At 61.4% G+C, this 22,342-nt stretch carries 25 protein-coding genes; 15 read left to right on the top strand and 10 right to left on the bottom strand.

The genetic code is table 11. The features are described from left to right. The first annotated feature begins 116 nt into the window (after window positions 1-116). The 5 genes from HF682_RS12835 to thrC are packed head-to-tail and all read left to right on the top strand — an operon-like array spanning window position 117 to window position 4,868. Window positions 117-1,346, top strand: coding sequence for a pyridoxal phosphate-dependent aminotransferase (locus tag HF682_RS12835; protein WP_168877720.1), 1,230 nt, complete (start codon window positions 117-119; stop codon window positions 1,344-1,346). Continuing rightward, entirely contained in the window at window positions 1,343-1,792 is a 450-nt protein-coding gene (locus tag HF682_RS12830) for a GNAT family N-acetyltransferase (RefSeq protein ID WP_168877719.1), read from the top strand. Before HF682_RS12835 ends, HF682_RS12830 begins: the two co-directional genes overlap by 4 nt. Further along, window positions 1,789-3,093: a homoserine dehydrogenase gene (locus HF682_RS12825; RefSeq protein ID WP_168877718.1), complete on the top strand. Its 1,305-nt coding sequence runs from the start codon at window positions 1,789-1,791 to the stop codon at window positions 3,091-3,093. Before HF682_RS12830 ends, HF682_RS12825 begins: the two co-directional genes overlap by 4 nt. 15 nt (window positions 3,094-3,108) lie before the next feature. After that, complete coding sequence (locus HF682_RS12820; RefSeq protein ID WP_168877717.1) at window positions 3,109-3,444, top strand: hypothetical protein; 336 nt, start codon at window positions 3,109-3,111, stop codon at window positions 3,442-3,444. 14 nt (window positions 3,445-3,458) lie between these two features. Further along, window positions 3,459-4,868, top strand: coding sequence for a threonine synthase (gene thrC / locus HF682_RS12815; RefSeq protein WP_168877716.1), 1,410 nt, complete (start codon window positions 3,459-3,461; stop codon window positions 4,866-4,868). 63 nt (window positions 4,869-4,931) lie between these two features. On the opposite strand, the gene HF682_RS12810 is transcribed toward thrC, so the two are convergent. From HF682_RS12810 to tsaD, 3 genes are all read right to left on the bottom strand, one after another. Next, on the bottom strand, window positions 4,932-5,558 hold the full coding sequence (locus tag HF682_RS12810) for a hypothetical protein (RefSeq protein WP_168877715.1): 627 nt from the start codon (window positions 5,556-5,558) through the stop codon (window positions 4,932-4,934). A 137-nt stretch (window positions 5,559-5,695) separates the two neighbouring features. Next, the gene (locus HF682_RS12805; protein ID WP_168877714.1) at window positions 5,696-6,418 is read right to left on the bottom strand and encodes a lytic transglycosylase domain-containing protein; all 723 of its coding nucleotides are present in this window, start codon (window positions 6,416-6,418) and stop codon (window positions 5,696-5,698) included. Window positions 6,419-6,650: 232 nt separating this feature from the next. After that, on the bottom strand, window positions 6,651-7,664 hold the full coding sequence (gene tsaD / locus HF682_RS12800) for a tRNA (adenosine(37)-N6)-threonylcarbamoyltransferase complex transferase subunit TsaD (protein ID WP_168877713.1): 1,014 nt from the start codon (window positions 7,662-7,664) through the stop codon (window positions 6,651-6,653). Window positions 7,665-7,850: 186 nt separating this feature from the next. Here tsaD and HF682_RS12795 point away from each other — a divergent pair, with 186 nt between their 5' ends. Continuing rightward, window positions 7,851-8,282 (top strand): hypothetical protein, encoded by a 432-nt coding sequence (locus HF682_RS12795; protein ID WP_168877712.1) that lies wholly within the window; start codon window positions 7,851-7,853, stop codon window positions 8,280-8,282. A gap of 30 nt (window positions 8,283-8,312) precedes the next feature. Here HF682_RS12795 and HF682_RS12790 read toward each other — a convergent pair whose 3' ends face one another. The 3 genes from HF682_RS12790 to HF682_RS12780 are packed head-to-tail and all read right to left on the bottom strand — an operon-like array spanning window position 8,313 to window position 10,659. Continuing rightward, a complete protein-coding gene (locus HF682_RS12790) occupies window positions 8,313-9,926 on the bottom strand; it encodes an NAD+ synthase (RefSeq protein WP_168877711.1) in 1,614 nt (537 codons plus the stop codon). A 2-nt stretch (window positions 9,927-9,928) separates the two neighbouring features. Further along, window positions 9,929-10,396 carry a hypothetical protein gene (locus HF682_RS12785; RefSeq protein ID WP_168877710.1) on the bottom strand — a complete coding sequence of 156 codons (468 nt, stop codon included), beginning with the start codon at window positions 10,394-10,396 and terminating at the stop codon, window positions 9,929-9,931. After that, complete coding sequence (locus HF682_RS12780; protein WP_168877709.1) at window positions 10,393-10,659, bottom strand: hypothetical protein; 267 nt, start codon at window positions 10,657-10,659, stop codon at window positions 10,393-10,395. Before HF682_RS12780 ends, HF682_RS12785 begins: the two co-directional genes overlap by 4 nt. A 96-nt stretch (window positions 10,660-10,755) precedes the next feature. Between HF682_RS12780 and HF682_RS12775 the strand changes: the two genes are divergently transcribed. From HF682_RS12775 to HF682_RS12765, 3 genes are all read left to right on the top strand, one after another. Further along, a complete protein-coding gene (locus HF682_RS12775) occupies window positions 10,756-11,874 on the top strand; it encodes a GNAT family N-acetyltransferase (RefSeq protein ID WP_168877708.1) in 1,119 nt (372 codons plus the stop codon). A gap of 125 nt (window positions 11,875-11,999) precedes the next feature. Then, window positions 12,000-12,332 carry an SCP2 sterol-binding domain-containing protein gene (locus HF682_RS12770; protein WP_168877707.1) on the top strand — a complete coding sequence of 111 codons (333 nt, stop codon included), beginning with the start codon at window positions 12,000-12,002 and terminating at the stop codon, window positions 12,330-12,332. A 147-nt stretch (window positions 12,333-12,479) separates the two neighbouring features. Further along, complete coding sequence (locus HF682_RS12765; protein WP_168877706.1) at window positions 12,480-13,031, top strand: DUF2059 domain-containing protein; 552 nt, start codon at window positions 12,480-12,482, stop codon at window positions 13,029-13,031. 83 nt (window positions 13,032-13,114) lie between these two features. Here the strand turns inward: HF682_RS12765 and HF682_RS12760 are convergent, their stop codons facing one another. Beyond that, window positions 13,115-13,870: a YitT family protein gene (locus HF682_RS12760; RefSeq protein WP_240947273.1), complete on the bottom strand. Its 756-nt coding sequence runs from the start codon at window positions 13,868-13,870 to the stop codon at window positions 13,115-13,117. Window positions 13,871-13,953: 83 nt separating this feature from the next. Here HF682_RS12760 and HF682_RS12755 point away from each other — a divergent pair, with 83 nt between their 5' ends. The 4 genes from HF682_RS12755 (at window position 13,954) to HF682_RS12740 (ending at window position 18,129) form a co-directional block, all read left to right on the top strand. After that, the gene (locus tag HF682_RS12755; protein ID WP_205882081.1) at window positions 13,954-14,199 is read left to right on the top strand and encodes a FeoA family protein; all 246 of its coding nucleotides are present in this window, start codon (window positions 13,954-13,956) and stop codon (window positions 14,197-14,199) included. Next, window positions 14,199-16,409 carry a ferrous iron transport protein B gene (feoB, locus tag HF682_RS12750; RefSeq protein WP_168877704.1) on the top strand — a complete coding sequence of 737 codons (2,211 nt, stop codon included), beginning with the start codon at window positions 14,199-14,201 and terminating at the stop codon, window positions 16,407-16,409. The genes HF682_RS12755 and feoB overlap by 1 nt, the downstream gene beginning before the upstream one ends. A 9-nt stretch (window positions 16,410-16,418) precedes the next feature. Beyond that, window positions 16,419-16,658, top strand: coding sequence for a FeoC-like transcriptional regulator (locus HF682_RS12745; protein WP_168877703.1), 240 nt, complete (start codon window positions 16,419-16,421; stop codon window positions 16,656-16,658). A gap of 211 nt (window positions 16,659-16,869) precedes the next feature. Beyond that, entirely contained in the window at window positions 16,870-18,129 is a 1,260-nt protein-coding gene (locus tag HF682_RS12740) for a glutathionylspermidine synthase family protein (RefSeq protein ID WP_168877702.1), read from the top strand. Window positions 18,130-18,196: 67 nt separating this feature from the next. Here the strand turns inward: HF682_RS12740 and HF682_RS12735 are convergent, their stop codons facing one another. Then, complete coding sequence (locus HF682_RS12735; protein ID WP_168877701.1) at window positions 18,197-18,508, bottom strand: DUF2249 domain-containing protein; 312 nt, start codon at window positions 18,506-18,508, stop codon at window positions 18,197-18,199. Window positions 18,509-18,580: 72 nt separating this feature from the next. Beyond that, window positions 18,581-19,549 (bottom strand): threonine dehydratase, encoded by a 969-nt coding sequence (locus HF682_RS12730; protein WP_168877700.1) that lies wholly within the window; start codon window positions 19,547-19,549, stop codon window positions 18,581-18,583. A gap of 61 nt (window positions 19,550-19,610) precedes the next feature. On the opposite strand from HF682_RS12730, the gene HF682_RS12725 reads away from it, so the two are divergent. After that, window positions 19,611-20,975, top strand: a complete 1,365-nt coding sequence (locus tag HF682_RS12725) for an aminotransferase-like domain-containing protein (protein ID WP_168877699.1) — start codon at window positions 19,611-19,613, stop codon at window positions 20,973-20,975. A gap of 12 nt (window positions 20,976-20,987) precedes the next feature. Here HF682_RS12725 and HF682_RS12720 read toward each other — a convergent pair whose 3' ends face one another. Then, entirely contained in the window at window positions 20,988-21,341 is a 354-nt protein-coding gene (locus HF682_RS12720) for a MerR family transcriptional regulator (RefSeq protein ID WP_168877698.1), read from the bottom strand. A gap of 67 nt (window positions 21,342-21,408) precedes the next feature. Here HF682_RS12720 and HF682_RS12715 point away from each other — a divergent pair, with 67 nt between their 5' ends. Further along, window positions 21,409-22,284 (top strand): alpha/beta hydrolase family protein, encoded by an 876-nt coding sequence (locus HF682_RS12715; RefSeq protein WP_168877697.1) that lies wholly within the window; start codon window positions 21,409-21,411, stop codon window positions 22,282-22,284. Window positions 22,285-22,342 lie beyond the last annotated feature (58 nt).

The raw sequence follows: 22,342 nt of genomic DNA, 5'->3' as shown, positions 1-22,342 counted from the left end.
GGCTGCTTACAGTAGGATTATACCCAACACCGCCTTTTTCTTTGAAAACCATTGCGTTAGCAAACAGGATCGCCCACACCATGTCTGACCTTGGCCTACCTTCAGGAATCTCCACCATGCGCCCGCTCGTCAAGTCCAGCAAACTGGCCAACGTCTGCTACGACATTCGCGGTCCGGTGATGGCGCAGGCCAAGCTGATGGAAGAGGAAGGTCACCGCATCATCAAGCTGAACATCGGCAATACCGCACCTTTCGGGCTGGAAGCGCCAGACGAGATCCTGCAGGACATGATCCGCAACCTGCCGCAAGCCAGTGGATATTCTGATTCGAAAGGCTTGTTTTCAGCGCGTAAGGCGGTGGTGCATTACACCCAGCAAAAGCAGATCAAGGGTGTGGGCATTGACGATGTCTATATCGGCAACGGCGTGTCCGAGCTGATCGTGATGGCCATGCAGGCATTGTTGAATGACGGTGACGAGGTGCTGGTGCCTGCGCCGGATTACCCGCTGTGGACCGCGGCCATTGCCCTGTCGGGTGGCACGCCGCGCCACTATATCTGCGACGAGGGCAGCGACTGGCTGCCGGATCTGGACGATTTGCGCAGCAAGATCACCCCGAACACCAAGGCACTGGTGGTGATCAACCCGAACAACCCCACCGGCGCGCTGTATCCGGACGATATGCTGCGTGAGCTGGTAGAGATTGCCCGTCAGCACCAGTTGATCATCTGCGCCGATGAAATCTACGACAAGGTATTGTTTGATGGCCTCAGCCACACCTCGATTGCGGCCTTGGCGGACGATGTACTGTGCCTGACCTTCAATGGTCTGTCCAAAGCCTACCGTGCCTGTGGTTATCGCACCGGCTGGATGGTGGTGTCCGGCGACAAACGTCACGCCCAGGACTATATCGAGGGCCTCAACCTGCTGGCCTCGATGCGGCTGTGTGCCAACGTACCAGCGCAGTACGCCATCCAGACCGCGCTGGGCGGCTACCAGAGCATCAATGAATTGGTGAGCCCCGGTGGGCGTCTGCGCAAGCAGCGTGATCTGGCCTATGACCTGTTCAGCGCCATTCCCGGTGTCAGTGTGGTCAAGCCGAAGGGTGCGCTCTACCTCTTCCCCAAACTGGACCCCAAGCTGTACCCAGTGGTGGATGATCAGCAGCTGATCCTCGAGCTGCTGCAAGAGGAAAAGGTGCTGCTGGTGCAAGGGACGGGCTTCAACTGGCCACGGCCTGACCACTTCCGGGTGGTGTTCCTGCCGAATATGGACGACCTGAGTGAGGCCATCGGGCGGATTGCCCGTTTCCTCGACCATTACCGAAAGCGGCATAGCAAGGGATGAAGCTGATTACGGTCGCCGATGCCGCAGGGCGTGTGCTGGAGCCGGAGTGGCTGAGCCGTGCCGAGCCTTTGCACCGGCAGTTGCGCCCGCAGCTACCCGTGGACTATGCGCTGACCCTGTACGGCATCATTGCCGATGGGGCCGAGATGGTGCTGCTGGTGGATGAAAGCACGCAACAGGTACTTGGTCTGGCGCTGTTTCGCTGTTACCGTAACACCTTTAACGGCATTCACTTCTACGTCGACGATCTGGTCGTCGACGCATCCCGTCGCTCACAAGGCTACGGCAAGTGCCTGCTGGACCATCTGTCCACGCTGGCGCTGCAACGCGGTGCAACCGTCCTTACCCTGGATTCCGGCACCCACCGTGGCCGTGCGCATGCCTTTTATTTCCGCGAGCAATTCGAGATTCGTTGTTTTAACTTTGAAAAGAAGCTGCAACCATGAAACCGATCAAGGTAGGCCTGTTGGGCATAGGGACAGTGGGCGGCGGTACCGCCGCCGTATTGAAACGCAACGCGGCGGAGATTACCCGCCGGGCCGGTTGCACCATTGAGCTGACCCATGTGGCCACCCGTACCGTGGCGCGCGCGCAAGGTGTGGTCGGTGATGAAGTGCAGGTGTCGGACGATATGCTGGCCGTGGTCAACCATCCGGATATCGACGTGGTGGTGGAGCTGATTGGCGGTACCACGCTGGCCAAAGAACTGATGCTGGCCGCCATCAACAACGGCAAGCACGTGGTGACCGCCAACAAGGCGCTGATTGCCACTCACGGCAACGAGATCTTTGCCCGCGCGCGGGAAAAGAACGTGATGATTGCCTTTGAGGGGGCGGTGGCCGGTGGCGTGCCCATCATCAAGGCGATCCGCGAAGCGCTGACCGCCAACCGCATCGAGTGGGTGGCCGGCATCATCAACGGTACCAGCAACTTCATCCTCAGCGAAATGCGCGACAAAGGCAGCAGCTTTGCCGAGGTGCTGGCAGAGGCGCAGCGGCTGGGTTATGCCGAAGCGGACCCGACGTTTGACATTGAAGGCAATGATGCCGCCCACAAGCTGACCATTCTGTCGGCACTGGCGTTTGGCATTCCTTTTCAGTACGACAAAGCCTATATCGAAGGCATCAGCACGCTGGATGCGGCGGATATCCGCTATGCCGAGCAGCTGGGCTACCGCATCAAACTGCTGGGCATGACCCGGCGTACCGCGCAAGGCATCGAGCTGCGGGTACACCCGACCCTGATCCCGGAAAAGCGCCTGATTGCCAACGTCAACGGCGTGATGAATGCGGTGCTGGTGAAAGGCGACGCAGTGGGCTCTACCCTCTACTATGGCCCGGGCGCCGGAGCGGAACCGACCGCCAGCGCTGTGGTGGCCGATCTGGTGGATGTGGCGCGCCTGCTGACCGCTGACCCGCAGCACCGGGTGCCGCTGTCTGCCTTCCAGCCGGACATGCTTTCTGACGAGCCCATCTTGCCGATGGACGAGGTCGTCACCAGCTACTACCTGCGCTTGCAAGTGGCAGACAAGACCGGGGTGCTGGCCAATGTGACCGGTATTCTGGCCCGCTATCGCATTTCGATTGAAGCCATGCTGCAGAAAGAAGCGCAGGGTGGTGCCGCCGAGATTGTGATCCTCAGCCATCTGGCCAGGGAAAAGGACGTGAATGCCGCCATTGCCGAGATCGAGGCGCTGGACGCGTCACGCGGCAAGGTGGTGCGCTTGCGCATGGAAACGCTGGGTTAATCGGGAGAACGCATCATGAAAAAGTGGTTTGTGGCATTGTGCTTGTTGCCTGTAGCGACAGTGGCGATGGGTGAGACGGCCTTCGAAAAGACGATGTACACCTCGTGCACAACAGAAGGTACCTTCAAGGAAATCCAGCAGCTGATCTTGCAGCAAAACGGGCAATACAGTGTGGAGCAGACCTGCCGCTGCCTGGCTTCCCGCGTGGCCGCCCAGCCTGGCATGGTGACCGCCATGGCCAGTGGAGATACGCAGTCGCTGGCGCACCGCCGGGCCATGCTGCAGATCTACCAGCAAACCTTTGCCTGCTCTGCCGAGGCGGCAACCCGCGCCCTGAAAGCCCTCAAGTAAACTGCGGATACTTTATGCGTTATGTTTCCACCCGGGGAGAGATGGCTCCCCGCGAATTCTCCGACATCCTGCTGTCAGGGCTGGCGCCAGATGGCGGTCTGGCCATGTGCGAGCAGTACCCGCAGGTGACTGACGCCGAGCTCAGCGCCTGGCGAAGCTACAGCTATGCCGAGTTGGCCATGGCCATCATCCGCAAGTTTGCCACCGACATCCCGGAAGCCGATCTGCGGGCCATGATCGAGCGGACCTATACTGCCGAGGTGTTTGGCAGTGCCGACATCACGCCACTGAAAACCCTGGCGCCCGAGCTGCATGTGCTGGGTTTGTCCAATGGGCCGACCCTGGCCTTCAAGGACATGGCTATGCAGCTGCTGGGCAATCTGTTCGAGTATGCGCTGGCCAAGCGTGGCGCTTCACTGAACATCCTGGGGGCCACGTCGGGCGATACCGGCTCCGCCGCCGAGCACGCGATGCGCGGCAAAGCCGGTATCCGTGTGTTCATGCTGTCGCCCCATGGCAAGATGAGCCCGTTCCAGACCGCGCAAATGTTTGGTCTGCAAGACCCCAATATCTTCAACATCGCCATCGAAGGGGTGTTTGACGATTGCCAGGACATCGTCAAGGCGGTGAGCAACGATCACGCTTACAAGGAAGCCCATCAGATCGGTACGGTGAACTCCATCAACTGGGGCCGCATTGTGGCGCAGGTGGTGTATTACTTCCGTGGCTACCTGATGGCGACCAGCGAGAATCAGCAGAAGGTCTCCTTCGCCGTGCCAAGTGGTAACTTTGGCAATATCTGTGCGGGCCATATTGCCCGACAGATGGGGCTGCCGATCGACAAGCTGGTGCTGGCCACCAATGAGAACGATGTGCTGGACGAATTCTTCCGCACCGGCATCTACCGGGTGCGCAAATCTGCCGAAACGCAGCAGACCAGTAGCCCGTCGATGGACATTTCAAAGGCCTCCAACTTCGAACGCTTCATCTTTGACCTGACCGGACGGGATGGTGCGGCGACCGCGGCCTTGTTCCGCAAGGTCGACCGTGAAGGGGGCTTTGACCTGCGGGATACGCCGTACTGGTCCAAGGTGGCCTGCTATGGCTTTGTGTCGGGTCGCAGCAGCCATGCAGATCGGGTGCAGACCATCCGTGAGGTGTGGTCGCGCTATGGGATGGAAGTGGATACCCACACGGCGGATGGCCTGTTTGTGGCGCAGCAGTACCGCGAAGCCGGTGTGCCGATGATCTGCCTGGAAACCGCGCTGCCCGCCAAGTTTGAAGCCACCATGGTGGAAGCACTGGGGCGTCGGCCAGCGCGACCACAAGCCTACGAAGGGCTGGAGGCGCTACCACAGCGCTTTGAAGTGATGGCTGCGGACGCGGAAGCGGTCAAAGCGTATATTCATCAGCATACGCGCTGAACGAAGGTCTGCCCCGTGAGCGGGGTAAAGATCAAGCGGCCCGGCACTGACCGGGCCGTTGTTTCATTTGCGTTTCTTCTTGCTGACAGTCTCTTTGGCCACTGTCTTGCTTTTGCTGGCCTTCTCCGTTTTGCCAGACTTGCCTTTGCGTTCGTCCTCTGCGGCGGCTTTACCCTTCTTGCTGCGGCTGCTGGAGGTGGCTTCGTGCTTGCTTTGCGCGCAAGTGGTAGCTTTACGCCCTTTGCGACTGCTGGCAGGTTTGCAATCTGGCTCACTACGCAGTGATGCGGCGGTGCTGCCGTGTTCGCTGCGAGCTTCTGATGCGCGGCTGCTGCTACCACTGCAGCGGGTTTCGGCCACGGCTTTGCTGCGGCGGGTTTTCTTCACCATCACGGTCTTGCAGTGACGCTCACCGTCTTCTGCGCGTGTCTCAGATGGCTCTGCGGTGCGAGATGGCTTGCTGCAGCGAGTCACTGGTACGGGCTTGGCACGGCGGGATTTCTTGACCATGACCGTCTTGCAGTCGGGTTTGTCGCTGCTGGCCTCTCCCGTTGGGGCCAACGGCTGAGGCGTTACAGCGGGCGGGGTGTAGTTGGGGTCGTCAAACGGGAGTGGCGCCGGGCCTTCGGCATGCAGGGCAAGGGGCAGGGACAGCAAGCTGCTGATCAGCAGCGTACGCAAAAAAACCATAGGGCGTCCATGAGTCAAATCGGGGCCCCCCGTCACTCACTGGTTGCCCCGGTTAAATGTCTGCGTGATTGCACGATGATGACAGACCGGAGGGTGTTGTGCCGCCCCGGCCAGGATGACATGCTGCGATCGTGGGGTCAGTAGCGGCCCGTGACAAAGCGCGGCTTGCCGGGTGTGAGGGTAACAGAAACCCGACCATTTGGCATGCTCACGGTTTGCACCTGACCATTACCCTGGGCTCGACCCATGTGATCCAGTACTTTGGGAACGTATGCCTGGGTTTCCTTGAACTTGGGAATGGCATAGCCGGCACGGATCACCGAGCCTTCGCCCGCATTGTAGGCGGCGATGGCCAGCGACAGATCCTGATTGAACATCTTCAACAGATCACGCAGGTATTTGGCACCGGCGCGCAGATTTTGTTCCGGATTCAGCGGATCACTGGCACCATAGCGTTCGGCGGTGGCCGGAATCAGCTGCATCAGGCCCATGGCGCCTTTGGGCGAGATGGCATCCGGGTTGTAACCGGATTCCGCTGTAATCACCGCGTCCAGCAGGGCGGGGTCGATCTTGACCTCACGCGCCACCTTCTGCACCAGCTTGGCAAATTCCTTGCGGCGCTTGACCAAGGTGGTGGATTCCGGCTTGCGTTTGGGCAAGTCGGCCTTGCTGGCAGGCAGGGGCAGGCTGTCCGACAGCGGGGCTTCCACCTCGCGTTTGAACAGCGTGTATCGATCGTCAACCTGGGTGTTGCTGTAGTGCGTGACCCCGTCATCGTCGACATAAGCATAGATGTCTGCGTGGGCGGTACCAGCCAGCAACAGCACGGCCAGTGCCCAGCTTTTATATGCAAAAGTCATAACGTGAAGAATGCTTTTAAAACGGCATTCTACCTGAAAACTGATATTTTTCAAAAACTTGGCATCAACTCTGTGGTGAATTTGCCAATGACAAAGGCGTAGAGTAAGGTATGACGGGGGCTGCGGTGGTGGCAGGGGTGCGGAAAAAAACCGCGCAAAACGGGTCATAATTGCTGCTGTGCAGCATAAAATGACCCGTGGTCATGAAGTGAATTGCCGAATGAGAAGCGCCTCAGGCAGCGGGCAGCGTGGACAAATCCCAGCGTGGTTTTACGGAAAACGCATAGTCGTGATTGGCAAAGCGCAAGCGCTGTGCACCGGCGAAGGCAATCATCGCCCCATTGTCGGTGCAAAAAGCCAGCGGCGGGTAAAACACCTTCAATCGACGCCGTTCTGCCGCAAGGTCCAGTTGCTGACGCAGCTGCCGGTTGGCTCCCACACCACCGGCCACCACCAGCTGCTTCATGCCGGTTTGCTTGAGGGCGGCCAGAGACTTTTTCACCAGCACCTCGACAATGGCTTCCTGAAACGCCAGCGCAATGTCAGCCTGCGTCTGCGGGTCCAGTGTGTCTTGCTGGCGTACCAGGGTCAATACGGCGGTTTTCAGACCCGAGAAACTGAAGTCCAGATCGCCCGAGTGCAGCATGGGGCGGGGTAGGGTAAAGCGCCCGGTCAGCCCCTGGTCGGCCAATCGGGACAAGGCCGGGCCGCCCGGATAACCGAGGCCCAGCAACTTGGCGGTCTTGTCGAAGGCTTCACCGGCGGCGTCGTCGACGGTCTCCCCCAGCAATTCGTACTGCCCCACCCCGCGAACGGCCATCAACTGGGAGTGACCGCCGGACACCAGCAGCGCCACAAACGGAAATGCCGGTGCCGGGTCTGCCAGCAGCGGGGACAACAAATGTCCCTCCAGATGGTGTACCGGGATCACCGGCTTTTGCAGCGCAAAGCCGAGGGCATTGGCAATGCTGGCCCCAACCAGCAAGGCACCGGCGAGTCCAGGCCCTTCGGTATAGGCGATAGCATCAATATCACTGCGCTGGCAGCCCGCATCCTGCAAGCAGCGCTCGGTGAGTGGCAGTACACGGCGGATATGGTCGCGCGACGCCAGCTCAGGGACCACGCCACCGTACTCGGCGTGCATGGCAATCTGGCTATGCAGGTGGTGCGCAAGCAGGCCGCGTTCTGTGTGGTAAAGCGCGATGCCGGTTTCGTCGCAGGAAGATTCAATACCCAGAACAAGCATGATGAGAGAAGCAGGTCATAATCTGGCAAGTCTAGCAGAAACGGGGCTCTTACCGGCGACGGAAGAGACTGGCGGTGCGTGTTCCGATTTCTTCCGCGCCAGCCGCTATGATCCCCCGTCATGGCTATGGCATACTGCTACCACCCATGTCATCAGCATGGGCTGACCGACAAGGGAGCGAAAACAATGAAACTGAAACACAAACTGGGTGCACTGGCTGCGGTTGCGGCAATGGCCTTGCCGATGGCGGCACAAGCCAAGGGCATTTTCATCATCAATACCGGTGATGAACTGTTTGAAGTGAAGGATTTGCCTGCGGCTGAAGTGGCCAACTACCCGGCCAATACCAAACTGGGTTTCAAGTGCAGCCGCTTTGGCGTGTTCTGGGCGGATGTCTGGACCTGGGATTGCCAGCAGGCGCTGGTCGATGTCGCCGGTGAAAAATATGGCGATCTGCCGCCAGAGCTGAAGAGCGAAGCCAACTACACCATGTCGGATGCCAAGCGCGGCCTGTGGGAGCACTATGGCATGGTGGCCATCGTGGGTGGTTTGCTGTTGCTGACCTTTGGTGGTCGCTTGCTGCGCGGCAAGAAAGACGAAGCCAGCGCAGAGGCCTGAGCGTCAACCGTGTCGCCTGGCCCTGCGGGGTCAGGCGAAATAGCGGTTGGTAATCGGGTAACGCCAGTCCTTGCCAAAGCTGCGGGGCGTGATGCGGATGCCCACCGGCGCTTGCCGCCGCTTGTACTCATTGATTTTCAGCAGTTTCACCACCCGCTTGACATCGGCTTCTGCAAAGCCCGCCGCCATGATTTCGGCCATGCTCTGGTTGTGTTCGACGTAGCGTTCCATGATGGCGTCCAGCACCGCATACGGCGGCAGGCTGTCCTGATCGGTCTGGTCGGGGCGCAGCTCGGCTGAAGGTGGGCGCGTAATGATCCGCTGCGGGATCGGGTTGCTCAGCCCGCGCACCGAGATGCCATTGCGGTACTCGCACAACTGGTACACCCACATCTTGCTGACATCCTTCAGCACCGCAAAGCCACCCGCCATATCGCCATACAGTGTGCAGTAGCCGGTGGTCATTTCGGACTTGTTGCCGGTGGTCAGTACCAGCTTGCCGCTCTTGTTGGAGAGCGCCATCAGCAAAGTGCCCCGGCAGCGTGCCTGGATATTTTCTTCCGTCGTATCTGCCGCCAGTCCGCTAAACTCGGGTGCCAGCGCGCCGACAAACTGCTCGTAGATGGGCCAGATGTCGATTTCCGAATAACGGCAGCCCACCCGTTCGATCATCTCGCGTGAGTCGGTCACACTGATGTCGGCGGTATAGCGCGAGGGCATCATCACCGCGTGCACCTTGTCTGCACCCAGCGCGTCGATGGCCACCGCCAGCGTCAGCGCAGAATCCACGCCGCCAGAGAGACCCAGCAAGACACCCGGGAAGCCATTCTTGCGGATGTAGTCGCGCACGCCGACCACCAGCGCCTGGTAGACGGCGGCTTCGTCTTCGGGCCAGGCATCGACTTCCGCACTTTGTAGCAGACCATGCTGATAGTCCACGCAGCGCAGGCTGCTGTTGAACATTGGCAGCTGGCAGGCCACGCTGCCGTCGGCATTCATGGCAAAGGAGCCGCCATCAAACACCAGCTCGTCCTGACCGCCGACCCAGTTGCAGTACAGCAAGGCGAGGCCGCTTTCTTGTGCCCGCGCGCGGGCAATCTCCAGCCGCTCCTGCTCCTTGCCACGGTGAAATGGTGAGGCATTGGGCACCAGCAGCAGTTCTGCACCTGCCTCGCGAGCCAGTCGCGGTGCAGTGGCGTGCCAGATGTCTTCACAGATGTTGAGGCCCATGCGCACCCCGTCCAGCGCAAACACGGTGGCGTGCTCGCCTGCGCTGAAGTAGCGACGCTCGTCGAACACTTCATTATTGGGCAGGTCCATCTTGCGGTAGTGAGCAATGCACTCACCACCATCGAAAACGCTGACAGCATTGTAGCGGTGACCATCTGCCCACTCTGGCCAGCCGACAGCCAGCGCAATCTGCACGCTGGCCGCTCGCAGGCGGGCCAGTTGCACCTGCACATCCTGATAGAAGGAGGGCCGCAGCAGCAGGTCCTCCGGCGGATAGCCGCTGATCGCCAGCTCGGGGAACAGCACCAGTCGAGCGCCCTGTTCACGGGCCTGCTCTGCCAGTTGCAACATCTGCTCGGTATTGTCGGACAGGTCACCAACGGTGGCGTTGAACTGGGCGAGGGCGATACGCATGGTCAAACTCGTTCTGATGAAAGCGGGAGATTCAGGCCTGCAGCCACCTCAGACATCACCGCAGGTAAAGGCGCACGGTCTGGCGGCAGGAAGCGGGCACGGGCTGCCGCCTGTTCGCGGCACGCCGGGCTGTAATGGTAGTCGAAAAGCGCCTGGGCTGCATCTTGCCATGCGAGGTGTTGGTGTAGCAGGGCCGCCCAACCCAACGCCGGTTGATGCTGGAGGGCCTCGGCCAGCAGCGTCAACCACAAACCGGTGAGCGTGGCGTGGTACTTCTCCGGCGCACCCAAGGCGGTGGCATAGCCTTGTAACAGCTGCGCAAAGGTCTGGCTGCCGCGCTGAATGCCATCACGTTGCAGGCAAGCCCAGCCGGCACGAAGGTGGGCGGCATGGTTGAAGTCCGCCCCCGGCAGGCTGTGATCCGCCAGTTGTGCCAGCAGGGTATGGTCTTGCGGGGTGAGCGGGCTCATCCTTGCACCGCCTCCGCCAGGCGATGGGCAAACTGCTCGTCATAGTGCATGCCATAGACGGTTTTCAGCTGCTGAATCACAGCGAGCAGCTCGGGTTTGCCCGCAAAGGCAGAGCGCCCGGCAAAAGCGTGCAGCACAATCCCTTCCAGCAAGTCCCCCAGACTGATGTCCAGATACTCGGCCAGCCCTTTCAGGACTTTCAGCATGCTTTTTTCCAGCCGGACTCCGGTCTGGAGGCGTTCAATTAACAGCGTATCGTTCATGGTGGTGTTCCTTTTTGTTACTTTGGTAACAATATAACATGCTACCTGCAAATGGCAAGGCTTGCCGTCGCCAAAGCGAGCCGCTAGGCTGCGGGCATGACGACCCTGAAAATCATCCATCGCCTGGCTGAGCTGGACGCAGCGCAGTGGGATGCGCAAGCACCGGATCACCTGTTTGTCCGCCACGCCTACCTGAGCGGGCTGGAGGAGAGCGGCTCGGTGAACGCTGAGCAAGGCTGGCAGCCCTGCCACCTGACCTTGTGGGAAGGTGAGCAGCTGTGCGGGGCCATGCCGCTCTATCTGAAAAACCATTCCTGGGGTGAGTTTGTCTTTGACTGGGCCTGGGCACGTGCCTACGAGCAGCATGGGCTGGTGTATTACCCCAAGCTGGTGGCGATGGTGCCGTTCACGCCAATCACCGGGCCGCGGCTGTGGGCACGCGATGCCGACGGTCTGCAGCGCCTGCAGCAGGGGGCCTTGCAATGGGCGGAGGAGGTCGGGGCATCCAGTCTGCACATCCTGTTTCCGGCCAGTGACAGTATGGCCGGTTGGCAGTCGCAGGGACTACTGACCCGGCAAGATGTGCAATTCCACTGGCAGAACGCGGGCTATGTGGACTTTGAACATTACCTCGAGCACCTGCAGCGGCATAAGCGCAAGAACGTGCGGCAGGAGCTTCGGCGCTTGCAGGAGCACGGCTTTCGCTTTCAGGTCTGGCAGGGCGACGCCATTGACGACAGCCTGTGGGCGTTTGCCTGGCGCTGCTATGTGCGCACCTATGCAGTGCGGGGTCGCCAGCCCTACCTGACGCCGGATTTCTGGCAGTACTTGCGTGCGCAACTGGCGGCACATCTGGTGCTGGTGGTCGCGTTGCGTGCCGGTCAGCCGGTCGCCATGGCGCTGAACCTGCGGGACGGCGACACGCTGTACGGCCGCTATTGGGGCACGCTTGAGGAATGGTCTGGCCTTCATTTTGCCACCTGCTACCATGAGAGCATCCGCTTCGCCATCAGTGAGGGCATTCAGCGCTTTGAAGGCGGGGCGCAAGGTGAGCACAAGCTGGCGCGGGGCTTGCTGCCGGTGACGACCCACTCTTTGCACTGGATCGCGCAGCCGGATTTTCGCGCAGCGATTGCCCGGCATGTGGTGCAGGAGTCACAGGGGGTGGGGGCGTATGTTGACGAGCTGAATGATCATTCACCTTTTCGTGCGTAGTGCGTTTGCCTGCTGTAATCTCTGTGCTATGCTGGTGAAAGCGTATTCAACCAAACGCTTGTTTGAAATCACGAACATGTCCGCTGGCACCTCAGGCTGGCGGTGACAATCCGGAGAACACTGACATGGCCATGCCGCAAACCGTAGACGAGATTTTCAACACCCTGCCGGGTCGCCTGAAGGCCGAAGAAGCCGCAGGCCTGACCTCGGTGTTCCATTTCAAGATCAGCGGCCCAACTGGCGGCGATTACACCGTAGCACTGGCAGACAATGTTTGCACCGTGAGCAAGGGGCTGGAAGGCTCGGCCAAGTGCACCGTGTCCATGTCTGATGAAACCTATGTGAAGGTGGAAACCGGCCAGAGCGCACCGGAAATGGCCTTCATGATGGGCAAGATCAAGGTGGACAATATTCCGGAACTGATGAAGTTCATGAAGCTGTTTCGCAAGCTGAGCTGATCGCTGCGCGTGCGGCTGCACGTCAGACGATACGATAACAACCCGCCCTCGAGGCGGGTTGTTGCATTTGATATAAGGCCGCACGGTGTACGAGGCCTGATGTTGTACACTGTTACATCGGTTTAAACCAGCAGAAAGAAGCTACAGATGTCTGTGTTGCGTAAAATCCTGCTGCTGCTGGGCATTGGGTTGATATTGCCGGTGGCTCAGGCTGAGCCCGCCAAAGAGGAAACCATCCGGAAACTGATAGCCCTGCACGATATGTCGGGCTTGCAGGATGCCATGAGCCAGCAGGTTCTGGTCGAGATTCGCCAAGGGCTTAAGGCCAAAGGCCTGATTGCCGAGCCGATGACGCCGCAACAACAGCAGATTGTCGAGCAGGCTGAGCTGCGCACACTTGAGGTGCTGCATCGCCATATGAATGAGCAGACGCTACAGTCGCTTGCTATCAAGGTACAGTCCCAAGTCTATACCGAAGAAGAGTTGCAGGCCATCATCGCATTCCTGCAGACTCCAGCCGGGCAAGCCATGTTGAAGAAAGAGCCGGTGGCTTTGACACTAATGATGACAGAGATGCAATCAAAATTGGCAGACATGCGCCCGGAGGCGGAGCAGATTGGCAAGGAACTGGGTGCGGCTCTGCTCGCTTTGAGAAGCAAGCCAGGTAAGCCGGCCATGCCAGCCAAGCGTAAACCCTGATTTGTGGCCGCACCTGATGCGTCAGGCAGGCCGCTGCAGTGGTGGTGTACCCGCGCGCTTGCCTGGTGGTGGGGTTGAAGGAATTACGACATCCCGATATACCGCCCGGGACGGTGGTTGACGGCAATCACCAGATTCATGGCCGCCGCGCCGAGGATGGACAGCAAGACTTGCCGCACCGGCAGGGCGGCAAAGGCGCCCAGCAGAATCAGCGCGTCTGCGCCCATTTGCAGCTTGCCCGCACGCCAGCCTTTCTTCTCCTGCAGATACAACGCCAGCACCCCGATGCCTCCCAGGCTGCCACGGTGGCGAACCAGCATCAGCAAGCCGGTACCGGCCAGCAGGCCTGCCGCGATGGCGGCAAAGGCGGGATGTAGCCGGTCCAGGTGGAAGACTTGGGGCAGCCACTCGCTATACAGGGACAACAGGCTGACGGCAGCAAAAGTTTTGAGGGTGAAGTCTCGCCCCATCGCACGCCATGCAAACACATAAAACGGCAGGTTCAAGGCAAAGAACTGGTAGCCAAACGGGATATGGCTGAGGTAATGCCCAAGGAAGGTCAGCCCGGCCGTGCCACCGGTCAGCAGCTGGGCATGGCGTAGCAGCTGCACGGACAGGGCCACGAACAGGCTGCCGATCAGCAGCGCCTGTATGTCTTCCGAGAGGCTGTGCCGCTCCGCAAGATGATCCGCTTCCATCATGATGATTCTCCTTCGGCGGCCATTATGATGTACCTCACCACGATGCGTAGCAGGCATCGCCAGCGGGTTGACCTGAGTCAAACCGGGCAGGGGCAGGCTGTTGCCTTCCTGCCAATGAGGTGAGTGGGGTGGGTGCATATGGCCGGTCTTTGACCTGTGTCATGGCGTATAAGGGGCATATATCGAATCATTCTCAATATCATGCTCATAAAGGTTTCCCCGTGACGTCCGATACCCTCGATTCCTTGCCAGTGGGCAGCCGGGCCAAGGTGCTGGCTTATCGCATTGCCAGTTCGCCCTTGCGGCGGCGGCTGTTGTCCTTGGGCCTGCTGCCCGGTGCAGAGCTGGAAGTACTGCGGCGGGCGCCGCTGGGGGACCCGATCGAGATCCGCATCCGCCACACGCATCTGGCGCTGCGGGCGCATGAGGCCGCTGTGCTGTCGGTTGAACGTTTGGGAGAGGTGTAATGCGGATGCTGGAAATCGCCCTGATTGGCAACCCGAACTGCGGCAAGACCAGCCTGTTCAATCAGCTGACCGGCAGCCAGCAAACGGTAGGCAACTGGCCGGGGGTGACGGTGGAACGCAAGACCGGCCGCCTCACCCTGGGTGGTGTGAGCCATGAGTTGGTGGATTTGCCGGGGCTGTACAACCTGAGCGAAGGTGGGGCCGAGGACGAGGCACTGGTGCGTCGTTATCTGGGAGAAACGGCGCCCGCGCTGGTGCTCAACCTGCTGGACGCACGCCAGCTGGACCGCCAGCTGTACCTGACGCTGCAGCTGATCGAAATGGGGCTGCCACTGATCGTGCTGCTGGGCATGAGTGATCTGGCTGCGCAAGACGGCATCCAGATTGATGCCCCCAGCTTGTCTGCACGCCTCGGGGTGCCGGTGATCCCGGTGATGGCGCACCGCGCCGAAGGGGTGGCAGTCTTGCGGCAACAGTTGCAGCAAAGCTGGCCGCCTGCACCTCCGGCGCTGCCCTATGCCCCCATGGTGGAGGCGGCCCTATCCGGTTTGCTCGCACAGGGCATGAGCCGTTTTGATGCCCTGAGTTTGCTGGAAGGGCGAGAAGCGGCACACGCACTGCAGGCCGAGGTGACGGCGGCACGTCAGCAACTGGCCGCCGATTATGGTGATGACCCGGACATTGCCGTGGCCGATGCCCGCTACACCCGCATTGCGCAAGTAACCGAAGGGGTCCTGCGGCGACAAGGCGCGGTGCTGCCCGAGCGTGGACTGGACCGCTGGGTGCTGAACCGCTGGCTGGGTGTGCCGGTATTCATGTTGGTGATGTACCTGATGTTCAGCTTCTCGGTGCGCTTTGGTGGCGCGCTGGTGGACGCGTTTGATGGGATTGCCGGTGCTCTGTTTGTCACCGGTGTCGGACAGTTGTTGCACAGCATGCACACCCCGGACTGGCTGGTGTTGATGCTGGCGGGGGGGCTGGGCGAAGGGGTGCGAACCGTTGCCGGCTTCATCCCGACCCTCGCTTGCCTGTATCTGGCCATGGGAGTGCTGGAAGACTGTGGCTATCTGGCGCGCGCAGCGTTTGTGATCGACCGCCTGATGCGGGCGCTGGGCCTGCCGGGACGGGCATTTGTGCCGATGATGGTGGGTTTCGGTTGCAACGTGCCCGCCATTACCGCCACCCGCACGCTGGACAGCCGCGCCAGCCGCATCCTCGCCAGCATGATGATCCCCTTCATGTCCTGCGGCGCACGTCTGCCAGTCTACATGCTGTTTGCCACGGCTTTTTTCCCGCAGCAGGGGGGCATGCTGGTGATGAGCCTGTACCTGGCCGGGCTGGCGGTGGCACTGGCAACCGGCCTGCTGCTGCGCCCGCTGCTGCCGCAGCAGGGTGCGCCGTCCATCATGGAGCTGCCGCGCTGGCATTGGCCCAATGCGCGCAATGTGCTGCGACAGAGTTTGACCCGGCTCTCCGGTTTTGTATTTGGTGCGGGCAAGCTGATCGTACCGATGGTGCTGGTGGTCAACCTGCTGTCCAGTATCGACACCCAAGGTCGGCTGCGACCAGAGGCACCGGATGACTCCCTGCTGGCCGCGACCTCGCGTCTCGCGACGCCGCTGCTGAGCCCGCTGGGCATCCGGCAGGATAACTGGCCCGCAACAGTAGGATTGTTGACCGGTGTACTGGCCAAAGAGGCCGTCGCCGGTACGCTGGTGGCCAGCTACAGCCGCCTGTCCGGCAAGCAGGACAGTGAGGGCGGGGAAGCCACGGTCACCGGTGACCTGCGCAACGCCTTGGCCACCATTCCGGCCAACCTGAACGATCTGGCGCACAGCTTGCTGGACCCGATCGGGCTGGGTAAGGCCATTTCCGATAGCCAGGCCCAAGCCGATGAAGCCGGTGGCGCCATCCAGATGCTGCAGCAACGTTTTGGCAATGCGCAAACCGCGTTTGCCTACTTGCTGCTGGTGCTGCTGTATACCCCATGTGTCGCCGCCCTGTCGGCCCTGCGCAGCGAAGTGGGCACCCGCTGGATGCTGGTGTCTGCTGTCTGGACCTTGAGTGTGGCCTGGTTGCTGGCCTGGCTGTATCAATGTAGCGCGGCAGTGATTGGCGTCATTCCACTCTGGGCGGTAGCCGGATGCCTGCTGCTGCTGACCCTGATCGGATTTGTCCAGCCGCAGCGCCAGCAGCTGCAACGCGCTTGAGGTAGCAGAATGATGTTGCTTGCCGCCATCCGCCAGAGCCTGCAGACCCATCACGCCTTGCCGCTTACCCAGCTCGCCGCCTTGCATGGCTTGACCGTTGATCGGCTGCTACCGCTGCTGGAGCCATGGCTGCAGCGCGGCAAGCTGCAACTGCAGCCGCCGCCCAAAGCCTCATGCAGCAAGGGTTGTGGCCAGTGCCAGTCCACGTCACCTTGCGAAGACCCGCGCTGGGTGCACTGGCTGGGCTGACCGACTGTCCAGTTCAGGTGGCCGGGTGATTGACGCACCGGCCATTTCCCGGCACGCTCTGCGCTAACCGCATGGCCTGAACCAGCAGGCCCGTGTGCTTCGGGGTTGAATCCCGGATACCGTACCCATAACAAGCCCACGCCCTGCTTGGCGTGGCACGACTGGTCTCTCAACGATACGTCATAGTCTGTTCTTGTGAAGACAAGGAGTGATGATGTTCGTCCCCGATCTCTATTCGCAGCTGGATGCCCGTCAAGCCGATGCACTGGACGCCCATATTCTGCAAGCCGGGCTGGATTCCGGGTTTCGTGCGACTGCAGACTGGCACATGTTGGCGGAGCCGGTTCAGGTATCGCGCGCGGCATTGAAGCAATTGAGTCAAGACTTGCAGCGTTGCCTGGACAGTGCGGTGCTGTTGTCTCGCCTGCTATTCCCCACCCCCGAGGCGTTTTATCGCTACTGCGGCATTGCCGAAGAAAAATTGCCTTTTCTGGCGGCCTTGGCCGAGGTGGGCGACCCGTTTTTCTACCCCAAGCGCTGGGATGTGATTCCTGGTGCAGATGGGCCGATGAAGGCGGTGGAAGTCAACATCGGGCTGGCCATTGCCGGTATCAATCAGCGCAGTATTCAGCAAGTTTACGATGGTGTCCCCAACGTCTCACCGGCATGGACCGACACTTCCGGCTTCTATGTCCGGCGTGTGGCCGAGTGGGCAAAACGCCATCCGGGCCATCGTCTGGTGGTGTGTGACTGTGATGCCTGGTTTGATGATGACCTGAATTTCCTGCAGTCCCTGCAGCATTTGTTGCAAAGTCAGGACATTGAGGCGGAGCTGGTCCGCATGAGCGACTGGGAGGCCTTTGCCGAAGAGGATCGCTATGGTCTGATCGAGGTGTTCAATGCCCTGGATTTCACCTCCATGCAGCAAGTGGAGCGCTACCTCCGCTACCATCGCCGGGTAGGGCAGGTGTTCTGCTCACCGGCGCAGATGCTGTGGTCGAGCAAGGCGATCTTTGCCTTGCTGTGGCAAGGGGTGCAGGACGGGGTGCTGGGTGACGAAGCGGTAGCCGCCGTACGGCGAGCCATTCCGTTCACCCGCATTCTGCAGGCCGCCGAGCGTGCAGCGGTACTGGCGCGGCGTGCCGAGCTGGTGATCAAGCCTGCCACTGGCCTGGGAGGTGATCGGGTCACGGTGGGCGCCGCGGTGAACGATGCGGAATGGACGGCTGAAGTGGATGCCGGTCTGGCGAGTGCAGACGTGTTCGTGGTACAGGATTTTTACGCGCCTGCCAGCCTGCCGTTTACCCGTCTGGTCGAGGGGCAGCGCTTCCCGCGCACGGAGTCGCAACTGATTTTGGGCATTTTCCAGATGGATCAGGCCTATGCGGGTGGCTTTGCCCGCGCCTCCACCCGTAGCGGTGCCATCAATGTGATGCGTGGGGCCGCGCTCGGGGTGATGCGCGAGGTATAAAGCGACTTGGCAAGCTGCACTGCAGGCAAGGTGCGGTGACGGGGCCGGGTGGCCCCGGCCTGCTCGCTCAGCTGCCGCTGCACCCGCAGCCTTGACCGCCACCCCCGCACCCGCTGCCACTGGCAGGTGCCTGTTCCGGTACCACCGCAAAGTCGATCACCACTTGCTCCGGGCCGCGCTCCACATAGGCGTATTGCACCTGCTGCCCATAGCGCTGGGTGATTTGCTGTAACAGCGGCAAGGGGTCATGGTCGTTGACGAAACGCATGGTTTCCCCCCGGTGCAAGGACTCCAGCGCGCCAAAAATGGCCGCGTGGCGGAAGCGTTTGGCGACACCGCGGGCGTCAAACAGATAGGTCTCGGTGGTATGCAGGGTCATGGCGGATCAGCCTCCGTAAAAGCCCAGCTTACGACGCGGGTCGCAAGCGGGCCTTGATACGGAATAAGCAAATCAGCACCACGGCTGCTGCAGTAACACCCTGGCGTACATGTCATGGTCCACATTGCCGCCACTGATGACCGTGCCGACCTGTCGCCCCTGCAATGACGACTGCTGCTGCAGGATAGCGGCCAGTCCGGCTGCCGCTGCGCCTTCGGCCACCTGATGGGTGTCCAGGTACAGTGCACGCATGGCGTCGGCAATCTCCTGGTCACTGACCTGGACAATCCGGCTGACGCCCTCGCGAATCCAGGCGAGCGACTCCTCCGCTGTGCTGCGGCAGGCCATGCCGTCTGCCAGCTGGGTGGTCACGGGCGCGCTCTCTGCCTGGCCGCTGACAAAGGCGCGCGCATAAGCGGGTGCATGCTGCGACACCACCCCCACCACTTCCACCGGATGCTGCAAGGCGGCCTTCGCCGCCAGCATGCCGCAGATGCCGGAGCCCATGCCGATCGGCAGATAGACCACTTCCAGCTGCGGTACGGCGCGCAACCATTCCAGGCTGTAGGTGGCGACGCCCAGTACCAGATCTTCATGCACGGCAGGGATCGGGTGCCAGCCCCGGCTTTCCGCCAGGTGAGCGGCGTGCTCGCGGGCGCTCTGAAAGTCGCCGGGCACTTCGCACAGCTCGGCCCCCAGCGCCCGCATGGCTGCATTTTTTTCCACACTATTGCCTTCCGGCACCACGATGGTGACCGGGATGCCGCTTTGACGGGCGGCGAAGGCAATCGACTGGCCATGGTTGCCGCGGGTGGCGGTGACCAGCCCGCGGACTTCGCCTTTGGCCAGCAGACGGTTCAGATAGGTCAGCCCGCCGCGTACCTTGAAACTGCCGGTCGGGGTATGGTTTTCATGCTTCAGCCACAGGGTGCAGCCCGTCCGTTTGGCGAGCAAAGGCCAGGCATACTGCGGGGTGGGCGGAATCCAGGGGCGGATCAGCTGGCTGGCTTGTTCCAGCTCGCTCAGGGTAGGGTATCGCATGGGGTGCTCCTTGTGGTTGGCTTGGGCTATTATGTATGGTGTACTCTGGTAAATTGTATGCATGACAATGTGGATTCCTGACCTGAGTGTGTATTCGGGGCCGCGTCACCAGGCGCTGCTGATGGCCTTGCAAGACGCCATCCAGAGTGGCCGCCTGCCTGCGGGGGCGCGCCTGCCACCGCAGCGGCGGCTGGCCGAACTGCTGGGCTTGAATCTGAGCACCGTCACCCGCGCCTGGCGAGAGGCCGCGGATCGCCGCTGGATTGGCGGGGAAACCGGGCGGGGGACCTATGTGCTGGGGCCGCAGCCCGGCATCGGCCTGTTCGTACCGCAAGATGCGGACAGCGTGATCGACCTGACGGTCAATGGCCCGGCCTACCCCAATCCAGATCATGATCTGAGCGACAGCCTGCATCGCCTGATGCAACAAGACGGGCTGGCTGCCTGCCTGCGCTACCCCACGGCGCTGGACTGGCAGCGCAATCAACAAGCCCTGGTGCGCTGGCTGGCATGGCGCGGGATTGAGGCTGAAGCGCAGCAGGTACTGCTGTGCGGTGGCGCGCAACATGCGCTGGCAGCCGCCTTGATGCGGCATAGTCAGCGCGGGGACACCGTACTGGTGGAAGCACTGACCTACCCGGGCATGATGGCAATCGCACGCCAGCTGGGCTTGCACCTGCATCCGCTGGGCATGGACCGTGCCGGAGTCCGGCCCGATGCGCTGGAGCAGGCCTTGCGGCAAGGCATTGGTCACCTGGCGGTGTTGATGCCCACCCTGCATAACCCGACCACTATCACCATGCCCCTGGAGCGGCGCCGCGCGCTGGTCGACGTACTGGCCCGTTACCCCGCCGCGCGGGTGATCGAAGAAGATGCCTACGGCCACTTGCTGGCCGAACCACCGCCCGCATTGGTCAGCCTGCGGCCGCAGCAGGTCTGCCACGTTGGCGGGCTGTCCAAGACCATTGCGCCGGGGCTGCGCTTGGGTTACTTGCTGGAGCCCACCTTGACCGAAGCAGAGCTGCGCGACATGTTCCACCATACCAGCTGGCAGGTTACACCGCTGATGGCGAGGCTGGCGTGCCTGTGGCTGGAGGATGGCACGGCGGTGCGGCGCTTGCGTTGGCAGCAGGACGAGCTGGCGCAGCGGCGGCGCTTGGTGCAGGCCATTTGGGGAGACTCACAGGGGCAGCAGCTGTGGCTGCCCGAGGGCAGCCCTCACGGCTGGCTGACGCTACCACTGGCGCGGGATGCCGAGCGGGAGGCCAGTCGGCTGCGTCAGGCCGGGGTCGCGCTGACCGCCGCCAGTGCGTTTGCTGCCAGTCGGCAACTGCCGGTCAACGGCCTGCGCCTATGCATTGGCGCGCCGGCCAGTCGGGGTCTCTTGCAGCAGGCGATGCGGATCGTACGCGGCACGCTGTCTTGATACGGCTACGGCTCAGGGGGCGGCGCCCCCAAAGCGCAGTATCAGCTGCTCCAGCCGCTGTAATTGCTGTTGCTGCTGCGCCATCTGTTCGCGGATCAACTGGTGTCGACGTTGCAAGGCGGCCAGCAAGTCCGCGCATTGTTCGGGCGGTTGCCGCAGTTTGGGGATGGCCGGGCGGATGTCCTCCAGCGTGAAACCTACACTGCGGGCGGTACGGATGAAGTGCAGCTCGGTCAAGGTGTGCGCGTCGTAATCACGATAGCCGTTGGTCAGCCGCTTGGGTGGGCTGATCAGGCCTTGCTTTTCATAGAAGCGGACGGTGTCACGGCTCATGCCGCTGCGCTGTTCCAGTTCCTTGATGCGCATGGTGCTTGACTGTAGTGTAAAGTCCATACCCTACCATGCCTGTTCGACCCTTGGACAGGAGATGGGCATGGCATACCTGACGACCGAAGACGGCTGCAGTCTGGCCATTGAATGGATGCACCCTGAGCAAGCATCGCTGGGGGTGCTGGTGATTGCGTCCGCCACGGGGGTGCGTCGCCAGTTTTACCGGGCCTTTGCAGAAGCCCAGCGGCAACAGGGCTGGCGGGTGTTGCTGTGGGACCCGCGGGGTGTGGGCGACTCCCGCTTATCCGCGGAAGCGTTCTCTCGCGTTCGCATGCAGGACTGGGGTCAGCATGACCTGCATGCCATTCTGCAGCATGCCCGTGGTGAAGCCCAGGATGTACCGCTCTATCTGTTGGGCCACAGCGCCGGTGGCAACCTCGCGGGTCTGGCACCCAGCCTGCCCCTGTGCGACGGCCTGTTGCTGGTGGCGTCTGGCACCTGCTACTGGCGCGATTACCCTTTATGGCAGTGGCCGCGCGTGCTGTTCAGCTGGTGGGTCTGGTTGCCGCTGATTCTGGCGCTGTTCAAGGATGTACCCGCTTGGGCGGGGGTTGGGCAGCGCTTGCCACGCGGTGTCGCCCGGCAATGGCGTCAATGGTGTCTGCTCCCGGAGTATCTGTTTGACGATCCCGGGCTGAATGTCGCGGCGTATGCGCAGTTGCAGGTGCCACTACTGGCCTTGTCGATGCCGGACGACCACGATTTTGCGCCGCTGGTGACCACCCGCAAACTGATTGCACGTTACCGAGGTTGCATGTCCGAGCTTCGGCGATTACGGGCGCTGCCCGGTGGTGGCCGGCTGGGACACTTTGATTTTTTCCGCACCCGTCATGCCGGACTATGGAGCGAAGTCAGTGACTGGCTTGAGCTGCAGCGGCAACAGTATTCACCTCGCCGTGCAGCCCCTGATGCCGTATGACCTTTGTGACGGGGCAGGGTAAACCTTGGCCTGTGCTATGCTGGCTGGTCATTCTCCC

Origin of the sequence: Leeia aquatica, from assembly GCF_012641365.1 — a bacterium.
GTDB classification, from domain to species: domain Bacteria; phylum Pseudomonadota; class Gammaproteobacteria; order Burkholderiales; family Leeiaceae; genus Leeia; species Leeia aquatica.
Note: the sequence above shows the minus strand (reverse complement) of the source record. Positions and strands in the feature narration are given on the sequence as shown.

Excerpts from the sequence above, each read along its gene's own strand:
- HF682_RS12835 (WP_168877720.1), top strand. The coding sequence starts at position 117 with ATGCGCCCGCTCGTCAAGTCCAGCAAACTGGCCAACGTCTGCTACGAC.
- HF682_RS12830 (WP_168877719.1), top strand. The coding sequence starts at position 1,343 with ATGAAGCTGATTACGGTCGCCGATGCCGCAGGGCGTGTGCTGGAGCCG.
- HF682_RS12825 (WP_168877718.1), top strand. The coding sequence starts at position 1,789 with ATGAAACCGATCAAGGTAGGCCTGTTGGGCATAGGGACAGTGGGCGGC.
- HF682_RS12820 (WP_168877717.1), top strand. The coding sequence starts at position 3,109 with ATGAAAAAGTGGTTTGTGGCATTGTGCTTGTTGCCTGTAGCGACAGTG.
- thrC (WP_168877716.1), top strand. The coding sequence starts at position 3,459 with ATGCGTTATGTTTCCACCCGGGGAGAGATGGCTCCCCGCGAATTCTCC.
- HF682_RS12810 (WP_168877715.1), bottom strand. The coding sequence starts at position 5,558 with ATGGTTTTTTTGCGTACGCTGCTGATCAGCAGCTTGCTGTCCCTGCCC.
- HF682_RS12805 (WP_168877714.1), bottom strand. The coding sequence starts at position 6,418 with ATGACTTTTGCATATAAAAGCTGGGCACTGGCCGTGCTGTTGCTGGCT.
- tsaD (WP_168877713.1), bottom strand. The coding sequence starts at position 7,664 with ATGCTTGTTCTGGGTATTGAATCTTCCTGCGACGAAACCGGCATCGCG.
- HF682_RS12795 (WP_168877712.1), top strand. The coding sequence starts at position 7,851 with ATGAAACTGAAACACAAACTGGGTGCACTGGCTGCGGTTGCGGCAATG.
- HF682_RS12790 (WP_168877711.1), bottom strand. The coding sequence starts at position 9,926 with ATGCGTATCGCCCTCGCCCAGTTCAACGCCACCGTTGGTGACCTGTCC.
- HF682_RS12785 (WP_168877710.1), bottom strand. The coding sequence starts at position 10,396 with ATGAGCCCGCTCACCCCGCAAGACCATACCCTGCTGGCACAACTGGCG.
- HF682_RS12780 (WP_168877709.1), bottom strand. The coding sequence starts at position 10,659 with ATGAACGATACGCTGTTAATTGAACGCCTCCAGACCGGAGTCCGGCTG.
- HF682_RS12775 (WP_168877708.1), top strand. The coding sequence starts at position 10,756 with ATGACGACCCTGAAAATCATCCATCGCCTGGCTGAGCTGGACGCAGCG.
- HF682_RS12770 (WP_168877707.1), top strand. The coding sequence starts at position 12,000 with ATGGCCATGCCGCAAACCGTAGACGAGATTTTCAACACCCTGCCGGGT.
- HF682_RS12765 (WP_168877706.1), top strand. The coding sequence starts at position 12,480 with ATGTCTGTGTTGCGTAAAATCCTGCTGCTGCTGGGCATTGGGTTGATA.
- HF682_RS12760 (WP_240947273.1), bottom strand. The coding sequence starts at position 13,870 with ATGCACCCACCCCACTCACCTCATTGGCAGGAAGGCAACAGCCTGCCC.
- feoB (WP_168877704.1), top strand. The coding sequence starts at position 14,199 with ATGCGGATGCTGGAAATCGCCCTGATTGGCAACCCGAACTGCGGCAAG.
- HF682_RS12745 (WP_168877703.1), top strand. The coding sequence starts at position 16,419 with ATGATGTTGCTTGCCGCCATCCGCCAGAGCCTGCAGACCCATCACGCC.
- HF682_RS12740 (WP_168877702.1), top strand. The coding sequence starts at position 16,870 with ATGATGTTCGTCCCCGATCTCTATTCGCAGCTGGATGCCCGTCAAGCC.
- HF682_RS12735 (WP_168877701.1), bottom strand. The coding sequence starts at position 18,508 with ATGACCCTGCATACCACCGAGACCTATCTGTTTGACGCCCGCGGTGTC.
- HF682_RS12730 (WP_168877700.1), bottom strand. The coding sequence starts at position 19,549 with ATGCGATACCCTACCCTGAGCGAGCTGGAACAAGCCAGCCAGCTGATC.
- HF682_RS12725 (WP_168877699.1), top strand. The coding sequence starts at position 19,611 with ATGACAATGTGGATTCCTGACCTGAGTGTGTATTCGGGGCCGCGTCAC.
- HF682_RS12720 (WP_168877698.1), bottom strand. The coding sequence starts at position 21,341 with ATGCGCATCAAGGAACTGGAACAGCGCAGCGGCATGAGCCGTGACACC.
- HF682_RS12715 (WP_168877697.1), top strand. The coding sequence starts at position 21,409 with ATGGCATACCTGACGACCGAAGACGGCTGCAGTCTGGCCATTGAATGG.